Source organism: Calidithermus terrae, from assembly GCF_003574345.1.
In the GTDB taxonomy this organism is placed as follows: Bacteria; Deinococcota; Deinococci; order Deinococcales; family Thermaceae; genus Calidithermus; species Calidithermus chliarophilus.
This window is the reverse complement of the sequence record NZ_QXDL01000013.1, coordinates 21,461-38,121: the sequence shown is the minus strand read 5'-3', so window position 1 is coordinate 38,121 and position 16,661 is coordinate 21,461. Positions and strand designations below refer to the sequence as shown.

Below are 16,661 nucleotides of genomic sequence, written 5' to 3'. Positions count from 1 at the left end.
GGACCGGGGGGCTCAAGGGCGGCTTAGGCACGGCGAGCGCGGTGCTGGAGGACGGGCTGCGGGTGGGGGCTGTCGTGGGGGCCAACGCCCACGGGCGGGCCTGGGACCCCGCCAGCGGCGAGCTCTACGGGCGCTGGCTCGAGCTCGCGGGCGAGTTCGGCCTCAAGCACCCCCCGCGCCCGATCCTGAGCCCCCCGGACTACTCCGGCATGTTCAGCCCCCTCCAGGTCTCCAACACCGTGATCGGGGTGGTGGCTACCAACGCCCGCCTCACCAAGGCCCAGGCCCAGAAGGTGGCGATGATGGCCCACGACGGCATCGCCCGCGCCGTCACCCCCGCCCACACCATGTTCGACGGCGACGTGATCTTCGCGCTGGGCACGGGCGAGCTCGAGGTCCGGACCCCCGCCGAGCTCAGCCGCCTGGGCGCCGTCGCCGCCGACGTCTTCGCCCGGGCGCTGATCCACGGCGTGCTGCACGCGCGCTCGGTGGAAGGGCTGCCTTGCTACCGGGAGGTCTATGACGCCTGAGGACCTCCCCGCCCTCGCCCGCCGCGCCGCCGAAGCGGTGGACGCGGCAGAGGTGGTGCGGCTGGCCCAGAAGCTCGTGCAGATCGAGAGCTACTACCCCGGCCCCGGCGAGCAGCCGGTGGTGGACTACCTCGAGCCCTACCTGCGCGAGCGCGGCTTCAGGACGCACGTCCAGCCCGTCGCCCCGGGCCGCCCCAACCTCATCGCCGACCTGGGCTCAGGGCCCGGGGGCCTGATCCTCGAGGGCCACACCGACGTGGTGACCCACGGGCGGCTGGAGGACTGGCAGGTGCCGCCCTACGCCGGGCTCATCCGCGACGGCCGGCTCTACGGGCGCGGCTCGTGCGACATGAAGGGCGGGCTGGCGGCCGCCGTCGTCGCCGCGGCCACGCTGAAGCAGGTGCTGGGCGAGCCCCCGCGCACCCTGCGGCTGTGCATCCCCTGCGACGAGGAGGGCTTGATGAGGGGCGTCAAGGCCTTCGTGAGGGCGGGCTACGCCGAGGGCTTCGCCGGGGCCCTCATCTGCGAGCCGGAGGAGCTCGAGGTCTGCTTAGTGCAGAAGGGGGCGATGCGGGTGTGGGTGAGCTTCGAGGGCAGGATGGCCCACGGGGCCATGCCCTACGCCGGCGTCAACCCGCTGCCCGCCGCCGCGTGGTTCGTGGGCCGCATGGCCGAGGTGCAGTCATGGTTGCAGCGCACTCCCGATCACCCCCACCTGGGCAAGGGCTGGGTCACCCCCACGGTGCTCGAGGCCAGCGCGGGGGAGGGGCAGTTCAACGTGATGCCGGGCCACGCCCGCGTGGGGCTCGACGTCCGCACCAACCCCGACCACGACCACGCCGCCGTCCGCCGGCGGCTGGAGGCCGAGTGCGAAGAGTGCATGCGGAATTTCCCGGGGGTGCGGGCGGGGCTGGAGGTCTTCGAGGACCGCCCCGCCACCCACACCGACCCCGCCCAGCCGGTGGTGCGGGCCACCGAGCAGGCCCTCTCTTTACTGGGCCTGCCGGTGTGTTATGGTGGAGTTCCGGGCGCGACCGATGGGACGTATCTCTGGGCCTGGGCCAAGCTCCCCATCGTCACCATCGGGCCGGGTGGGCGGAGAACGCCCCACCAGGCCAACGAGTTCGTAGAGATAGACGACCTCGTCGCCGCGGCGCGACTATACACCGCGATTTCCGTTCTGATGCTCTACAGGGACTGAATCGCGGACGGTGAGTCCGCCGCGGCGACGGTCTTTTGGGGCATCTCGAGAACCCCACGTTGGAGGAGGGTAAAGATGACGAAACGTTGGTTTTGGGCACTGTTTTTGCTCCTGGGCCTGGCCTTCGCGCAGAACCGGGGGGGCACGCTCACGGTGGCGCTGCAGACCGAGCCCACGGTCTTCGACCCCAGCCAGGCCGCCGGGGCCGACATCGCCCGCATGGTCTACGACAACGTGCTGCAGGGGCTGGTCAAGCGCAACGCCAAGGGCGAGATCGTGCCCGCGCTCGCCGAGCGCTGGAAGGTCTCGGCCAGCAGCCTGACCTACACCTTCACCCTGCGCAAGGGCGTGAAGTTCCACGACGGCACCCCCTTCGACGCCGCCGACGTGGTGGCGAAGTTCAACCGCGCCAAGGACCCCGACACCAAGCGCAGCGGCCACATCCGCCCCGAGATCTACCGCGACATCGCCTCGGTGACGGCCCCCGACGCCTCGACGGTGACCTTCACCCTCAAGCAGCCCAACCAGGACTTCCTCTTCACCCTCTCGCTGCCCGAGAGCACCATCGGCCCGCGCGAGCGCAAGCTCGAGGACCAGAAGGTCAAGCCCGTGGGCACCGGGCCCTTCCGCTTCGTGGCCTGGGAGCGCGGGGTGGGGGTGCGGCTCGAGCGCAACGAGGCTTATTACATCCCCAACCTGCCCTACCTCGACCGGGTCAACTTCCGCTTCCTCGGCGACGGCGAGGCCCAGCTCGCGGCCCTGCGCGCGGGCGACATCGACGTCATCGCCTACTCCATGCTGCCCGAGAACGCCCAGATCCTCGCGCGCGACGCCCGCTTCAAGGTCTTCAGCGGCGGCGGCACCGCCGAGGCGGTGGCCTCGATGAACAACTCCCGCGCCCCCTTCAACGACGTGCGGGTGCGGCGGGCCATGCAGTACGCGGTCAACAAGGACGAGCTGATCCAGAGCGCCATGCTGGGCTACGGCACCAAGATCGGCTCGATGCGCTCGCCGGGCGAGGCCTGCTACGAGGACCTCTCGGGCTTCTACGCCTACGACCCCAACCGCGCGCGCCAACTGCTGGCCGAGGCCGGCTACACCGCCCAGAACCCCCTGCGCTTCACCTTCACCCTGGCCGCCGAGTTCCCCTACGAGCGCCGCATCGGCGAGGCGCTCGCCGCGCAGCTCAACCGGCTGGGCGTGGTGCAGGTCAACATCCAGGTCGTTGACTTCGGCACCTGGATCCAGCGGGCCTTCGTCGCCGCCGACTACCAGATGACCATCATCGGCCACGTCGAGGCCAACGACATCGGGCGCTACGCCAACCCGGGCTACTACTGGCGCTACAACAGCCCGCAGGTGCAGCAGCTCTACACCACCTACCTGCGCTCCAACGACCCCAAGAAGTCGTGCGACGCGCTCAAGGCCATGCAGCGCAAGCTGGCCGAGGACGCGGTGAGCATCTGGACCATGAGCCTGCCGGCGCTGGGCGCCTACCGCGCCAACGTGATGAACTGGCCCGGCGCCTCGCTGAGCCCCGGCATCCTGCTGGCCGAGGTGTACCTGGCTAGGTAATGGCGCACGTCCTACGTCGTACGTCGTACGCTCCACGCTTTAAGGCGTAGGACGTAGTGACGTACGACGTACGACGCTTCCAGAGCCATGTGGCCCTACCTCGCGCGCCGTTTCGCCGTCGCCCTGGCCACGCTGTGGCTGGCCTCGAGCCTGGTCTTCGTGGCCCTGCTCGTCATCCCCGGCGACCCGGCCTCCATCATCCTCGGCTTCGGCGCCGACCCCGAGCGCATCGCGGCGCTGCAGGCCCGGCTGGGGCTGGACAAGCCGCCGCTCGAGCGCTACCTGCTGTGGTACGCCGGGGCCTTGCAGGGCGACTTGGGCGAGTCGATCCGCTACAGCTCGCCGGTGCGCACCGAGATCGCCCGCGGCCTGAGCGTGACGCTGCCGGTGGTGGTGCTCTCGCTGCTGCTGGCGACCCTCATCAGCGTGCCGCTGGGGGTGCTGGCGGCGCGGCGCGCGGGGAGCTGGCTCGACGTGGGCATCTCCGCCGCGGCCCTGCTGGGCATCGTGCTCCCCTCCTTCTGGGTGGGCCTGATGTTCATCTACCTCTTCATCGTGCGGCTCGACCTGCCCCTGCCCACCAGCTTCCCCATCGACGGCTGGCGCGACCCCCAGCGGGCGCTGCTGGCGCTGGTGCTGCCCATCCTCACCGTCACCCTCTCCCGCTCGGCGCTGCTGGTGCGCATGGTGCGGGGGAGCGTGCTCGAGGTGCTGAACCAGGACTACGTCCGCACCGCCCGCGCCAAGGGGCTCGCCGAGCGCAAGGTGCTCTACAAGCACGCCCTCAAGAACGCGGCCTTGCCGGTGGTGACGGTGCTGGGGCTGGAGTTCTCCCAGCTCCTCATCGCCGCGGTGATCGTGGAGACGGTGTTCGGCCTGCCGGGCCTGGGCTCGCTCTCCCTCACCGCCATCAACGCCCGCGACTTCCCGCTGGTGCAGGGCATCGTGGTGGTGCTCGCGGCCTTCATCGTGCTGGTGAACCTGATCGTGGACCTGCTCTACGCCTACCTCGACCCCCGGGTGAGCTATGCCTGAGCCGAGCGTTTCGACCCCTGTAGAGGGCGGTCTCCCGCGCCGCACCGCCTGGCAGCGCCTGCCCCTGTCGGTCAAGCTGGGCGGGGCCGTCATCGTGCTGGTGCTGCTGGGCATGGTCGCGGGCTGGCTCAACCCCACCGACCCCGACGCCACCGGCCCCGCTCGCCTCGCGCCCCCCTCGGCCCAGCACCCCCTGGGCACCGACCTGCTGGGCCGCGACCTGCTCGCCCGGGTGCTGGCCGGGGCCGAGAACGCCCTCTACGTGGGCGTGATCGCGGTGGGCATCGGCCTGTCGCTGGGGGTGCTGCTGGGGGTGCTGGCGGGCTACTTCGGCGGCTGGCTCGACTCCCTCCTCACCTTCCTCCTCGACAGCCTCTACGCCTTCCCCGCGCTGCTGCTCGCGCTGCTCTTCGCGGCGGTGTTCAACCCCGGCGCCACCAGCTCGATGGCCGCCATCGGCATCGCGGCGGTGCCGGCCTTCGCGCGGCTGGCGAGGGCCGGGGTGCTGGCGGTCAAGGCCCAGCCCTACGTGGAGGCGGCTCGAGCCCTGGGCGTGGGCTCGGCCCGCATCATCGCCCGCCACGTGCTGCCCAACATCCTGGGCCCCTTGGTCGTGCAGGCCAGCCTGGCCTTCGCCGCCTCCATCCTCGCCGAAGCCGGCCTCTCCTACCTGGGCCTGGGCACCCAGCCCCCCACCGCGAGCTGGGGCCGCATGCTGCGCGAGGCCCAGAGCTACCAGGAACTCTCCGTCTTCCCGGTCCTGTGGCCCGGCCTGGCTATTGCCTTCACCGTGCTCGGCTTCAACCTCCTGGGCGACGGCCTGCGCGACTGGCTCGACCCCAGGCGGCAGAACCGCTAGAGGGGGCCCGTGGCCCGTCGAGGGCCGAGGGTCGAGGGCTGAAGGCCAAGGCATTTTGCGTACGGCGTAGGACGTAGGACACGCGTCTTGCGTCTTGCGTTCGGCTATCGGCTATGGGCTATCGACCATCACCGCCCCACGCACGCCCTTTAGCGTTAAGCTGGGTCGAACCAAAGGAGGAACCCGATGAATTACGCCGACATGTTTCGCCTCGAGGGGCAGGTCGCACTGGTGGTGGGCGGGGGTTCGGGCATCGGGCAGGCCTCGGCCGAGGCCCTGGCGGCCCACGGGGCGCGGGTGGTCGTGGCCGACGCGCGGCTCGAGGCCGCTCGGCAGACCGCCGGGCGCGTCCAGGCGGCGGGCGGGGAAGCCGAGGCCGTCGAGCTCGACATCCTCGACGGCGCGGCGGTGCGGGCGCGGGTGGAGGAGACCGTGGGGCGCCACGGCCGCCTGGACACCGCCGTGACCACCCCCAGCATCAACGTGCGCAAGCCCCTGCTCGAGTACACCGACGAGGAGTTCGAGCGGGTGGTGATGCTCAACCTCAAGGGCACCTTCCACGTCCTGGCCGAGGCGGGCCGGGCCATGGCCCGGCAAGGCTCCGGCTCACTGATCGCCTTTTCCTCCATCCGCTCGCTGGTGGTGGAGCCGGGGCAGGGGGTCTACGCCGCGACCAAGGCGGGCACGGTGCAGATGGTGCGGGCCCTGGCCGCCGAGCTGGGCCCCCGCGGCGTGCGCGCCAACGCCATCGGCCCCGGCGTGATCGACACCCCCCTCACCGCCCCCATCAAGAACCAGCCCGACTGGTACGCCGCCTACGGCGCCAAGAGCGTCTTCGGCCGCTGGGGCAAACCCGAAGAGGTCGCCGGCGCAGTGGTTTTCCTGGCCTCGAGGGCCTCCTCCTACGTCACCGGCACCATCCTCTTCGTAGACGGCGGCTGGACCGCGGTGGACGGGCGCTTCAACCCGCCGCTGTGAAGACGGGTTTCGGGGAGCCTGGGGCTAGTAGTTCGTGGCTCGTGGCTACCTCACCCCGGCCTTCCCCGCCGGCGTCGAGGGTCGAGGGCCAAGGCGTATTGCGTCTTGCGTCTGGCGTACGACGTAGGACGTACCACGTACGACGTACGACGTACGCCCCGCACCCGGCGTTGGGCGTTTAGCTATCGGCTATCAGCTATCGACCATCGACTATCGACACGACCCTACTCACCACCTCCTGCGCCGCTGCGGCAGGAGCAACAGGATCACCCCGATCACCACGCACATGTCGGCCAGGTTGAAGATGGGGAAGTCGCGGATGAGGCCGATGTTGGTGGTCATGTCGATGTAGTCCACCACCGAGCCGCGGCCGATGCGGTCGATGGCGTTGCCCCAGGCCCCCGCCACGATCATGGAGAGGGCGACCATCTGCACGGCCGGTAGCCGGGGGTTGCGGTAGAGGTAGTACAGAATCCCGAAGCCCACGACCACGTTGATGTAGGCGAGCCACGGGGCCCCGCCCGTGAACAGCCCGAAGGCCGCGCCGGTGTTGTAGACCAGGGTGAAGTCGAGCAGCCCGGGGATGACGGTCCTGGAACCGGCGGTGAGGCTCTGGATCGCGGCCAGCTTGAACACCTGGTCGAGCGCGAGCAGGAGCGGGACGATGAACAGCGGCATGGCGGGAGTCTATTCGAGCGAACATGAGCTTGCAACTCAGGGGCCGGGCCCGGCGCTTTCGCGGGAGGCATTCCCCAGGGCCCCGCCCAGGCGACCCCGCATGGACTCGAGCCGCCCCCGCACCGGCACGGCCCCGCCGGCCTTAGCCAGGCCGTACGGCGGCATGTTGCCGTAGACGCTCTCGAAGGCCCCGGCCTCCACGCGGTAGGTCTCGTGCCAGATCCCCACCGCCCCGCCCTTGAAGGGCTGCCGGAAGAAGCGCCGCCAGGCCTCGGGGTGGAGGGCGGGGTCCTGGCGGGCGAAGCGCTCGAGGTCCCCGGTGCTCCGCCAGTACTGCACGGTCACGACCTCACGGAAGCCGGGGCTGAAGAGGGGGCCGTTGGCCCCCAGGAAGCCGCTTTCGGGGTGGCGGTACAAGTAGCTCAGCATGGGCCCCATCGCGCGCGCCACCGGCAGCCACTCGCGCCAGCGCAGCCAGTTGTTGACCCGCATCCCGATGAGGAAAACCACCAGCGGCCCGTCGTGCTTGGCGGTGAAACGCCCGATCTGCACCATGTTCCCACCTCACGCGGGCTTGAACACCATGAAGTAGAGGTTGAGCAGCGGCAACGCCGTGGCGATGACCCCGAACACGCCCCACCAGTAGGCCAGCCGCCAGTAGGCCGCGGGGATGCTCGCCTGCCGGGCGAAGGCGCGGGCCATGCGGGCCTGGGCGACCTGGATGGGGACGAGCGCCACCAGCCAGATCACGCCCGAGGCCACGAACAGCCCCCGGCCCCAGCCCACCCACGAAGCCCCCTCCCAGCGCCCGGCCATCAGCTCGCCGGTGACGATGATCAGCCCCACCCCCAGCGCCGTGAAGGCGAAATCCGTGACGGTGACCAGCCGCTGGGCATAGGCCACGATGGCCGGGTTCTGGGTGCGGTCGGCCAGCACCTTCCACAGCGCGGTCACCAGGATGTTGCCCAGGAAGATCACCGCGCCCAGCACGTGCAGCGACTTGAGCAGCAGGTAGCTATCCACGGCGCACCCCCTCCGCCCCGACGCCCCCTACCCGACCGTTTCGTCCGTTCCCGTTCATACCTGCCTCCTTACGCTATTCATATGCTTAACGCTGTTAAGTGGACGACCTAAAAAAAATCAGGGGCTGAGCCCTCGAGCCAGCATCTCCATGAACTGCCCGGCCAGGCGGCGCACGTCGGCGGGGTTGTCCCAGCGCGGCACGACGCCCTTCATGCTCAGCGCCAGCGAGACGATGCCGTGCATGCCCGACCAGACGAGGTTGGTGGTCTCGAGGGGGTCGCCCATGCGGATCTTGCCCGCCTTCATGGCCTCGCTCACCGCCTGGAGCAGGATGTGGTAGGAGGTCGAGCCCTCCGCCTCGCCCGCGGCCGCACTGGCCCGCAGCGCCCACTCCGAGCGCTGCATGAACATCATCTGGTAGTGCAGCGGGCGGGAGAGGCCGAACTCGAGGTAGGCCCGGCCCAGCGCCCCGACGCGCTCGAGGGGGTCGGGGGTGCTGCGGTAGGCCTGCTGCAGCGCCTCGGTGAACTCGGCGAAGCCCTGCCGGCACACGGCGAAGAGCAGGTCGTCCTTGTCGGCGAAGTAGAGGTAGATGGCGGTGGGCGAGTACCCGATGGCCTCCGCGACCTGCCGCAGGCTGAAGCCCTCGTAGCCCTGCTCCTCGAAGAGCCGGGTGGCGGCCTGCAGGATGGTGCGGCGCAGCTCCTGCTTCTGCTGCTCGCGCCGCTCGGCGCTGCGCTGGCGGATGCGGGCCTGCCGGGTGGCCGTGGGGTCGCTCACGGCCTCAGCTTACTTTACGGTGTTAAGTTAGTCAATGCTGCTAAACGAGCTTCTTGGAGCGCAGCCACTCGAGGCTCGCCCGCACGCTCTCCAGCGGCCTGGCGCTCTCGTCCTGCTCGACGAGAAGCCAGCGCACCCCGCTCGCCTGCGCGGCCCGCACGGCGGCCTCAACCGGCACCTCGCCCCGCCCGAGCTCGACCGTCCGGCGCCCCTTGAGGTCTTTGAGGTGCACCAGCGGCAGGCGGCCCGCGTACTTGCGCACGTAGGCGGCCGGGTCCTGGCCCCCGGCGTGGGCCCAGGCGACGTCGAGCTCGGCCTCGAGGCTGGGCGCGGCGGCGAAGAGGGCGTCGAAGGCGGGCCGTCCCCCCACCTTCTCCTCGAACTCGAACTCGTGGTTGTGGTAGACCAGCCGGACCCCCGCCGCCCGGCAGGCCTTGCCCAGCCGCTCGAGCCGCCCGAACAGCTCGCGCCACCTCGCCTCGCTGCCGCGCAGCCCCGCGTCGAGCCAGGGGCACACCAGGTAGGGCGTGCCCAGGGCACGGGCCAGCGCGACCTGGCCGTCGAGGCCCTGCTCGAGCTGCTCCAGCGGGACGTGCAGCCCGGCGGTCTCGAGGCCCAGCCCGTCCAGGAAGCGCCTGAGCTCGCCGGGGTTGAGCCCGCCGTAGACCCCCGCGAACTCCACCCCCTCGTAGCCCATCGCCGCGACCTGCTCGAGGGTCTCCTTGAAGCGGTCGCCCAGCAGGTCGCGCAGGGTGTAGAGCTGGAGCCCGACCCTGGGGCGGGGGGTGTTCTGGGCCCGGCCCAGGCCCTTCGCGGCCAGCGCCGTCGCGGCCACGCCCTGCAGGAATCGCCGTCGGTTCATCGGCTTCATGCCCCCTCAGTCATACCGGCCCGCCGCATGAGATGCTAGACGACCCGGCGGTTCCAGTTGGCGAGCAGCAGGCTCGAGGCCAGCAGCGCCCCGGCCAGCAGGCTGAACAGTGCCGTGACCTCGCTGCGCTGGGGCTTCCACACCGTCTGGCGCTGCAGCTCGCGGTAGACCTCGAGCAGCCGCTCGGCGGAGCCCACCGCGAAGTACCGCCCCCCGGTGACGTCGGCGATGCCCCGCAGCTCGGCCTCGTCGAACCCGGCGAAGGGAGCGTTGGGGTCGGAGCCGTTCACCGACCCCACCCCGATGGTGTGGACCACCACGCCCAGCTTGGCGGCCTCCCGCGCGGCCTCCTCGGGCTCGATCCCGGTGCGGTTCTGCCCGTCGGAGAGCAGGATCACCGTGGCCGGGCCCAGCGCCTTGCCGTCCTCGCCCAGCGGGAAGGCCCGGACGCTCTCCATCAGCCCCTCCCCGATGGCGGTGTTGGGGCGGCGCTCGAGGTAGCCGATCTGCTCGAGCACCTCCGCGTGGTTGCGGGTGAGGGGCGCGTTGAGGACGGCGTACCCCGCGAAGCTCACCAGCCCCACCTTGATCCCCTCGGGCAGCCGCTCCACGAAGTCCTTGGCGGCGGCCTTGGCCGCCTCCATGCGGGTGGGGGCGATGTCCTGCGCCCGCATGGACCCGCTGACGTCGAGGGCCAGCACGATGCCCGCCCCCTCGTCGGGCACGGGAATCACGGCCTGCGGCCGGGCCAGGGCCAGCAGCCCCAGGAGGAGGGCGAGGCCGTAGAGCCCCAGCGGCAGGTAGCGCTTGGGGCTACGCCGGTGCGCCGCCGCCCGCCGCCAGGGCTCGAGGCCCGGCAGCAGCCCGTACCCCTCGCGGGCTTCCCGGCGCACCGTCCGCCAGTAGACCCACGCCAGCAGCGGGAGCAACAGCAGGGCCAGCAGGAGGTGCGGAGCCTGGAAGCTCATGAATGCATGGTAGGGCAGCCCCCCGTTTCCAAGTTGGAGCTCCCTCACGCTTGAACAAGTAAAGCGCCCCCTCGCCAGGGGCCACCCCGACCGAAGGAGCATGAGCGCCCCCTAAGGGGCACCCGGAAGTGCGGCGTCCTGAAAGTTACGGGAATAGAAGCCTTATCTCCAAGGCCCGGTGAACCGGGCCAGCTTTATCGAGCGGGTGTATACCGGGGCTCATTGGTGGGCTCTCACCAACGTCCACTGCTCTTCCGAGAAGGTACAGCCGTTGAGCTCGAATATGCGCCGCATAGGGTGGTTTCCATAATCCGTCGCACCTACGTACTGGGGAGCGAACTGGCGGGCTTTATGCATTAAGTATCGGTGTAATCGAGTCCCCCAACCCCTTCCGCGAATTTGGGGAATTACGCCCAGCAGTTCGATCCTCGCTACGCCCTCCCTTTGCCGACCGACCAGACCGGCGGCCAGTAGCTGGCCCGCTGCATCCACGACCTTGTGGCCTTCGACGGCTTGATAGGTTGCGTAGTGCTGCGTCTTCGCGTCCAATACGTCCTGTGCCTGCTCTAAGTCGGGTATATTTGCCACCAGACTATAAAACTGGACAAATTGCTTCTCGAGCATCTCCTCGATGAAGAACGGTTGGGTAAACTCGGGTTCATCAAGGCCATTCATCCCGGTCAGGTCAGTGACATAGATGAGGATGTGGCTTTCCTCCACCCATCCATTTTGGCAGGCTAACCTGACCAAATTCCGGTCATTGCGCTTAGAGCTCAGGTTGAGGCTCAGCCGGGAGCCTCCTTGCTGCTCAGCCAACCACCCCAGGAGGAAGAGGGCCGCTTCATCCCCCAGGTTTTCCGCCGTGCGCGGTGCAACTACCTTGAGTGGGTCAGTACCGGGGACGCGGGAAACACTAAAGGCGGCCAAAATGTTGTTGCTCTCATTAGTTAAGACCCAAAGATCCTCAATTCGGGTTTTCCGGTCTTCGAGCCTTAGCAGCAGATTGTTTAAGGCTGATTTGGAGTCGGCTTGGCTCCTCAGCGCTACAAATTCCGGTAATTCACTTTGCTCCGGGTTTCTGATCTTCATCATCGGATCCTGGGAGTAAACACCCATCATCTCTTCCGTAGGGACGCTGGATGCAGGCTACTATAGGCTATTTGGCAGGGATGAAGCAAGTTGATTGCACTAAAATCAATGTACCAGTTGATCTGAATCCGTTTTATTGCCCATCAGCGCCTCGGCCTGGTCCACCACGTACTCGGCGAAGGGCATGGCGGCGGTGAAGGCGGGGGAGATGGCGTTGAGCACGTGCAGCCCCTCGGCGTTGCCCTCGAGGTTGAAGTCCATCACCAGCTTCTTGGCCCGGTGGTCGTAGAGCTGGGCCCGGATGCCGGGGCGGCCCCAGGTGCGGAAGTTCTCGGGGCGGGTGCCCTCGAGCATCTTCGCGGCCTGGGCCACGAGGTAGCGCTGGGAGTACTTCTTCATCTCCTCGAAGGCCAGCCGCCGGAAGTCGAAGTCGTTGCGCAGGAACAGCATGGCCTCGTCGCGCAGCACGCCCAGCGCCTCCAGGAGGTCGAAGCCCTCCAGGCCGCTGTAGTTCTCGCGCCAGAAGGCCGGAATGGCGGTGGGCCCGATCTTGGTCTTGCCGTCCACCGTCACGGTGAAGTGGACGCCCAAAAAGGTGTTGCGCAGGTCGGGGACGGGGTAGATGTGGCGCTTGAGGCTGCCCTTGGGCTCCGAGCCGTAGAGGTAGAGGCCCTTGAAGGGCAGGATGCGGTAGTTGAGCCCGACGCCGAAGTCGTGGGCCACCTCGTCGGCGTGCAGCCCGGCGGCGTTGATCACGTAGCCGGCCTCGAGCTCGCCCCGCGGCGTCCGCACGGCCTTGCCCCGCCGGCCCAGGTAGGGGCTGGAGAGCTCGAACTCGATGCCCTGGGCGCGGGCTTCGGCCACCAGCGCGTTCATGCACTCGAGGGGGTTGACGGTGGCGGTGTTGGGCGACCACAGGGCGAGCTCGGCGGTCTTGACCCGGGGCTCGAGCCCCTTGGCCTCCCGCTCGCTGATGAGGTAGGTCTCGACCCCGTTGAGGTCGCCGCGGCGCTTGAGCTCCCGCAGGCCCTCGAGCTCGCCCTCGTGCTTGGTCACGACCAGCTTGCCGCACTCGTTGATGCTCAGGCCCCGCTCCTTCACGAAGGCCTTCCAGCGCTCGTTGCCCAGCCGGGTGAAGCGGGCCTTGAGCGAGTCGGCGGTGTAGTAGAAGCCCGCGTGCAGCACGCCCGAGTTGCGCCCCGAGCCGTGGGCGGCGATGTCGTTTTCCTTCTCCAGCACGGTGATGCTGGCCTTGGGGTTGCGGCGCTTGAGCTCCAGCGCCACGGTGGTGCCCACCACCCCGCCGCCGATGATGAGGAAGTCTACGGTCTTCACGGCCTGCTCCTATTCCTAGCCTACGCCAAGGCGACGTTAGGGGGGTCGTTAGGGTGGCGTGAACCCGGGGAACGGGCCACAGCCGGGCCCCGCACGACGACGGCCCGGCCGGGTTACCACCAGCGTAGGGGGGTCTCGGGGAAGGCGGCGGGAGCCACCTCGTCGCCCTCGTCGTAGGTCTGCTTACTGCGGTAGTCCTCGCCTTGGGGGTCGCGGTAGACCTCGAGCTGTTTCCCCTTGACGTCCAAGATCCACACCTCGGGCACCTTGTTGCGGGCGTAGACCCGCAGCTTGCGGCCCCGGTCGTAGGCCAACGTCGTGTCGCTGATCTCGACGACTAGGCGCACCTGCTCGGCGTGGGGCACGCCGCCCGGGTAGCTATTCCTGTCGATCACGGCGAAGTCCGGCTCGGGCAGGCTGGTTTCCTCGGCAGTGCGTAGGGGCACCTGGCAGAGAATTCGGGCTTTTTCCCGGAGCTTGAGGACGAGTTCTTCGTTGAGCACAGCGAGTTTATCCACGTGATCGTCGCCCATGGGCGGCGTCTCGAAGACCTCCCCCTCGAGCAATTCCAGGTGAAGCTCCTGCGGGAAGGCTCCGGCGCGGTGCATTTTCTCGAACTCGGCCACCGTGAAGCGGTGGCGCCGTTCGTCCCCCGAGGGTTGGGGCGGCGTCTTTAGAGAAAAGGGGGGTGTGGGGGGCTATAATCCCCCGGACTTTCGGTCCGGGGATACATGGACTCCCCACGTCCACCGCAGGTGGACATAACATAGTGGGCGGCGGATGTGGGGTATAATCCTCTTGGGGACAGGCTTCCCCATGCACCTTGAAACTTGGAGTAGGGGGTTCCATCGGGTAGTCTGATGGGTAAAACTCCAAACGAACACCCGTGGCAGAGCTGGAAGCATTGCGCTCGCCTGCCGATACGGAGTCAAGGTTTTCTGGGCTCGGACGGAGCCTTCGGGCATGGTATATCCGTGATTCCCGAGAAGCCTTGGACTTCCAGTCCAAGGAGTCGTCACCACGGGCTCAATTGTAGCAAGGGCGGTTAGGATTAGAGGGCATGAACCCGGTCGCATTCATCGAAGCCAAACGCGACGGCCACGCCCACAGCCGGGAAGAGCTCGAGACCTTCCTCCTTGCCTACCTGCGCGGCGAAATCCCCGACTACCAGGTCTCGGCCTGGCTGATGGCGGTGTTCTGGCGCGGCATGACCCCCCAGGAGACCACCGCGCTCACCCAGGTCATGGCCGACTCGGGCCACCGCCTCGACCTCTCGGCTTATCCACACCCTGTGGATAAGCACTCCTCCGGCGGGGTGGGCGACAAGACCACGCTGGTGGTCACGCCCATCCTGGCCGCCTGCGGCTGCACGGTGGCCAAGATGTCGGGTCGGGGCCTGGCCCACACCGGGGGCACCATCGACAAGCTCGAGAGCGTCCCCGGCTGGAGCGGCGACCTCAGCGAGGAGCGTTTTCACGAGCTGGCCCGCGCGGTGGGGCTGGTGATCGCCGCGCAGTCCAAAGACCTCGCCCCCCTCGACGGCAAGCTCTACGCCCTGCGCGACGTGACCGCCACCGTGGACTCGCTGCCCCTCATCGCCTCCTCGATCATGAGCAAGAAGCTCGCCGCCGGGGCCCGCACCATCGTCCTCGACGTGAAGGTGGGGGCGGGGGCCTTCATGAAGACCCTCGACGACGCCCGCCGCCTGGCCCAAACCATGATCGCCATCGGCAAGGGCGCGGGGCGTCAGGTGCGGGCGGTGCTCTCGAGCATGGAGCGCCCGCTGGGGCACGCCGTAGGCCACGCCGTCGAGGTGCGCGAGGCCATCGCCACGCTGCGCGGGGAGGGCGCCGAGGACCTGCGCGAGCTGGCCCTCACCCTGGCCGCCGAGGTGCTCGAGGCCGAGGGCAAGGACCCCGCGCGCGCGCGGGAGGCGCTGGAGTCGGGCGCGGCCCTCGCCAAGTTCCGCGAGTTCCTCCAGGCCCAAGGCGGCGACGCGCGGGTGGTGGAGGAGCCCGAGCGCCTCGAGCTCGCCCCCGAGGTCTGGGAGCTCAAGGCCCCGCACGACGGAGCGGTGGCGGCGGTGGACGCGCTCGAGGTGGGCCTGGGCGTGCTGGCGCTGGGGGGCGGGCGCGTGAAGAAGGGCGAGGCCATCGACCTGGGCGTGGGGGCCTGGCTGGCGAAGAAGCCGGGCGACCGCGTGCGGGCGGGGGAGGTGCTGGCCCGGCTGCACCACCGGGGCAAGGGGCTGGAGGAGGCCGCCGAGCGCCTGGGCCGGGCCTACCGCCTGGCCGCCGAAGCCCCCAATCCACCCTTAATCCTCGACGTCCTCCGCGGCTGATCCGGTCGAATTGCCTTGACCCGCCCGCGGCTTTCATGTCATTCTCACCCCCGTGCGCCGCAGACGCCCGGCCCGTTACACCCTATGGCTGGCCCGCACCGGCGCGGCCCCCCGCACCTTCTCGCTGCCCGCGTGGGTCCCGGCAGCCCTCGTGGTCTTCCTGGCCGCCTGGAGCGCCTTCAACCTCTACCTGTGGAACCGCACGGCCGAGATGCGCGGCCTGCAGCTGCGCCTGGCGAGCCTCTCCGGCCAGGCCCGCCAGCTCACCCTCCGGCTCGAGGCCGAGAAGACCCGCAACGACGCCCTGAGCCAGGAGGCCCAGGAGGTCATGAAGAGCCTGGAGAGCCTCGAGGCCGAGATCAACCGGCTGCGCGAGCGCGCCGGCATGCCCAGGATCCGCCTCACCCCCGCCCGTAGCGGCCCCAAGGGGCCTAAGGGCGGCGCGGCCCTGCCCCCCGAGCCCGGGGATCTCTTCCTCCAGGCCCGGCACCGGCTCACCGGCCTGGCGGGCGACCTGGGCGAGCTCGAGAGCCGCCTCGACGCCACCCTGCGCCGCGAGGAGGCCCTGCCCAGGGGCTACCCCCTGCGCGGCCACACCCGCATCACCTCCTACTTCGGCAACCGCCGCAACCCCTTCGGCGGCCGCCGCTACGAGTTCCACGACGGCCTGGACTTCTCCGCCCCCTACGGCACCCCCGTCCACGCCACCGCCCCCGGCGTGGTGGTCCAGGCGGGCTGGAACGGCCCCTTCGGGCAGTCCGTCACCCTCGATCACGGCTACGGCTACCGCACCCTCTACGGCCACCTCTCGAGGCTGGGCGCGCGGGTGGGGCAGCGGCTGGAGGCGGGCGAGGTGCTGGGCTGGGTGGGCTCCACGGGCCGCTCGACCGGCGCGCACCTGCACTACACGGTGATGCGCTACGGGGTGGCGGTGGACCCGCGGGCGTATTTGCCCTAAGGAGCCTGTGGCGCGGGCTCGGCCCCCTCGAGCGGCGGCACCGGGACGGGCCGGCCGTCGGGGCCTACGGCCACCATCACGAACCCAGCCCGGCAGGCCAGCACGCGCTCCTCTTTGTCCATAGGCTCGACCCACATCTCCACCTCGAGCCGCATCGAGGTGCGCCCGGTGGCCTTCACCCAGGCCGCCAGCTCCACGATCGAGCCCTGGGGGACGGGGTGGCGGAAGTCGAGGGCGTCGGCGTGCACCGTGACCACCTTGCTCCTGGCGTGACGGGTCGCGGCCACGAAGGCCGCCTCGTCCATCCAGGCCATGGCGGTGCCGCCGAAGAGGTTGCCGTAGTGGTTGGAGTCGCCCGGCAGCACCAGGTGCACGGCGCGGGTGACGCCGGCGCGCGGCTGGGGTAGTGCTTGAGCGGGGGATGGCAGGCCCATGCTCCT

At 69.4% G+C, this 16,661-nt stretch carries 18 protein-coding genes; 8 read left to right on the top strand and 10 right to left on the bottom strand.

Going from position 1 to position 16,661, the window contains the following annotated elements; genetic code table 11:
• From Mterra_RS03055 to Mterra_RS03030, 6 genes are all read left to right on the top strand, one after another.
• On the top strand, positions 1–530 hold a 530-nt coding region (locus tag Mterra_RS03055), incomplete at its 5' end, for a P1 family peptidase (RefSeq protein ID WP_176582507.1).
• Positions 520–1,731 (top strand): M20 family metallopeptidase, encoded by a 1,212-nt coding sequence (locus Mterra_RS03050; protein ID WP_119313821.1) that lies wholly within the window; start codon positions 520–522, stop codon positions 1,729–1,731. The genes Mterra_RS03055 and Mterra_RS03050, both read left to right, overlap by 11 nt.
• 75 nt (positions 1,732–1,806) lie before the next feature.
• The gene (locus tag Mterra_RS03045; protein ID WP_119313820.1) at positions 1,807–3,306 is read left to right on the top strand and encodes an ABC transporter substrate-binding protein; all 1,500 of its coding nucleotides are present in this window, start codon (positions 1,807–1,809) and stop codon (positions 3,304–3,306) included.
• Positions 3,307–3,393: 87 nt separating this feature from the next.
• On the top strand, positions 3,394–4,341 hold the full coding sequence (locus Mterra_RS03040; RefSeq protein ID WP_119313819.1) for an ABC transporter permease: 948 nt from the start codon (positions 3,394–3,396) through the stop codon (positions 4,339–4,341).
• Entirely contained in the window at positions 4,334–5,200 is an 867-nt protein-coding gene (locus Mterra_RS03035) for an ABC transporter permease (protein WP_176582506.1), read from the top strand. The genes Mterra_RS03040 and Mterra_RS03035 overlap by 8 nt, the downstream gene beginning before the upstream one ends.
• A gap of 186 nt (positions 5,201–5,386) precedes the next feature.
• Entirely contained in the window at positions 5,387–6,178 is a 792-nt protein-coding gene (locus Mterra_RS03030; protein ID WP_119313818.1) for an SDR family NAD(P)-dependent oxidoreductase, read from the top strand.
• 228 nt (positions 6,179–6,406) lie between these two features.
• Here the strand turns inward: Mterra_RS03030 and lspA are convergent, their stop codons facing one another.
• From lspA to Mterra_RS02985, 9 genes are all read right to left on the bottom strand, one after another.
• Positions 6,407–6,856, bottom strand: a complete 450-nt coding sequence (lspA, locus tag Mterra_RS03025; protein ID WP_119313817.1) for a signal peptidase II — start codon at positions 6,854–6,856, stop codon at positions 6,407–6,409.
• 36 nt (positions 6,857–6,892) lie between these two features.
• Positions 6,893–7,411, bottom strand: a complete 519-nt coding sequence (locus Mterra_RS03020) for a DUF4188 domain-containing protein (protein WP_119313816.1) — start codon at positions 7,409–7,411, stop codon at positions 6,893–6,895.
• Between the two features lie 9 nt (positions 7,412–7,420).
• On the bottom strand, positions 7,421–7,879 hold the full coding sequence (locus Mterra_RS03015; RefSeq protein ID WP_119313815.1) for a DUF2269 family protein: 459 nt from the start codon (positions 7,877–7,879) through the stop codon (positions 7,421–7,423).
• Positions 7,880–7,996: 117 nt separating this feature from the next.
• Positions 7,997–8,659, bottom strand: a complete 663-nt coding sequence (locus tag Mterra_RS03010; RefSeq protein ID WP_119313814.1) for a TetR/AcrR family transcriptional regulator — start codon at positions 8,657–8,659, stop codon at positions 7,997–7,999.
• A gap of 40 nt (positions 8,660–8,699) precedes the next feature.
• Positions 8,700–9,521: a sugar phosphate isomerase/epimerase family protein gene (locus Mterra_RS03005; RefSeq protein WP_119313824.1), complete on the bottom strand. Its 822-nt coding sequence runs from the start codon at positions 9,519–9,521 to the stop codon at positions 8,700–8,702.
• Between the two features lie 44 nt (positions 9,522–9,565).
• Positions 9,566–10,498 carry a vWA domain-containing protein gene (locus Mterra_RS03000; protein WP_119313813.1) on the bottom strand — a complete coding sequence of 311 codons (933 nt, stop codon included), beginning with the start codon at positions 10,496–10,498 and terminating at the stop codon, positions 9,566–9,568.
• A gap of 219 nt (positions 10,499–10,717) precedes the next feature.
• Entirely contained in the window at positions 10,718–11,587 is an 870-nt protein-coding gene (locus tag Mterra_RS02995) for a GNAT family N-acetyltransferase (RefSeq protein ID WP_170159530.1), read from the bottom strand.
• Between the two features lie 105 nt (positions 11,588–11,692).
• Positions 11,693–12,922, bottom strand: coding sequence for an NAD(P)/FAD-dependent oxidoreductase (locus tag Mterra_RS02990; protein ID WP_119313811.1), 1,230 nt, complete (start codon positions 12,920–12,922; stop codon positions 11,693–11,695).
• 113 nt (positions 12,923–13,035) lie between these two features.
• Entirely contained in the window at positions 13,036–13,548 is a 513-nt protein-coding gene (locus Mterra_RS02985; protein ID WP_119313810.1) for a Uma2 family endonuclease, read from the bottom strand.
• Positions 13,549–13,982: 434 nt separating this feature from the next.
• Here Mterra_RS02985 and Mterra_RS02980 point away from each other — a divergent pair, with 434 nt between their 5' ends.
• Together Mterra_RS02980 and Mterra_RS02975 are read left to right on the top strand one after the other, a co-directional pair.
• The gene (locus tag Mterra_RS02980; RefSeq protein WP_119313809.1) at positions 13,983–15,263 is read left to right on the top strand and encodes a thymidine phosphorylase; all 1,281 of its coding nucleotides are present in this window, start codon (positions 13,983–13,985) and stop codon (positions 15,261–15,263) included.
• 52 nt (positions 15,264–15,315) lie between these two features.
• Positions 15,316–16,221, top strand: coding sequence for a M23 family metallopeptidase (locus tag Mterra_RS02975; protein WP_119313808.1), 906 nt, complete (start codon positions 15,316–15,318; stop codon positions 16,219–16,221).
• Here the strand turns inward: Mterra_RS02975 and Mterra_RS02970 are convergent.
• Positions 16,218–16,655 carry an acyl-CoA thioesterase gene (locus tag Mterra_RS02970; RefSeq protein WP_119313807.1) on the bottom strand — a complete coding sequence of 146 codons (438 nt, stop codon included), beginning with the start codon at positions 16,653–16,655 and terminating at the stop codon, positions 16,218–16,220. The genes Mterra_RS02975 and Mterra_RS02970 overlap by 4 nt on opposite strands.
• Between the last annotated feature and the right edge of the window lie 6 nt (positions 16,656–16,661).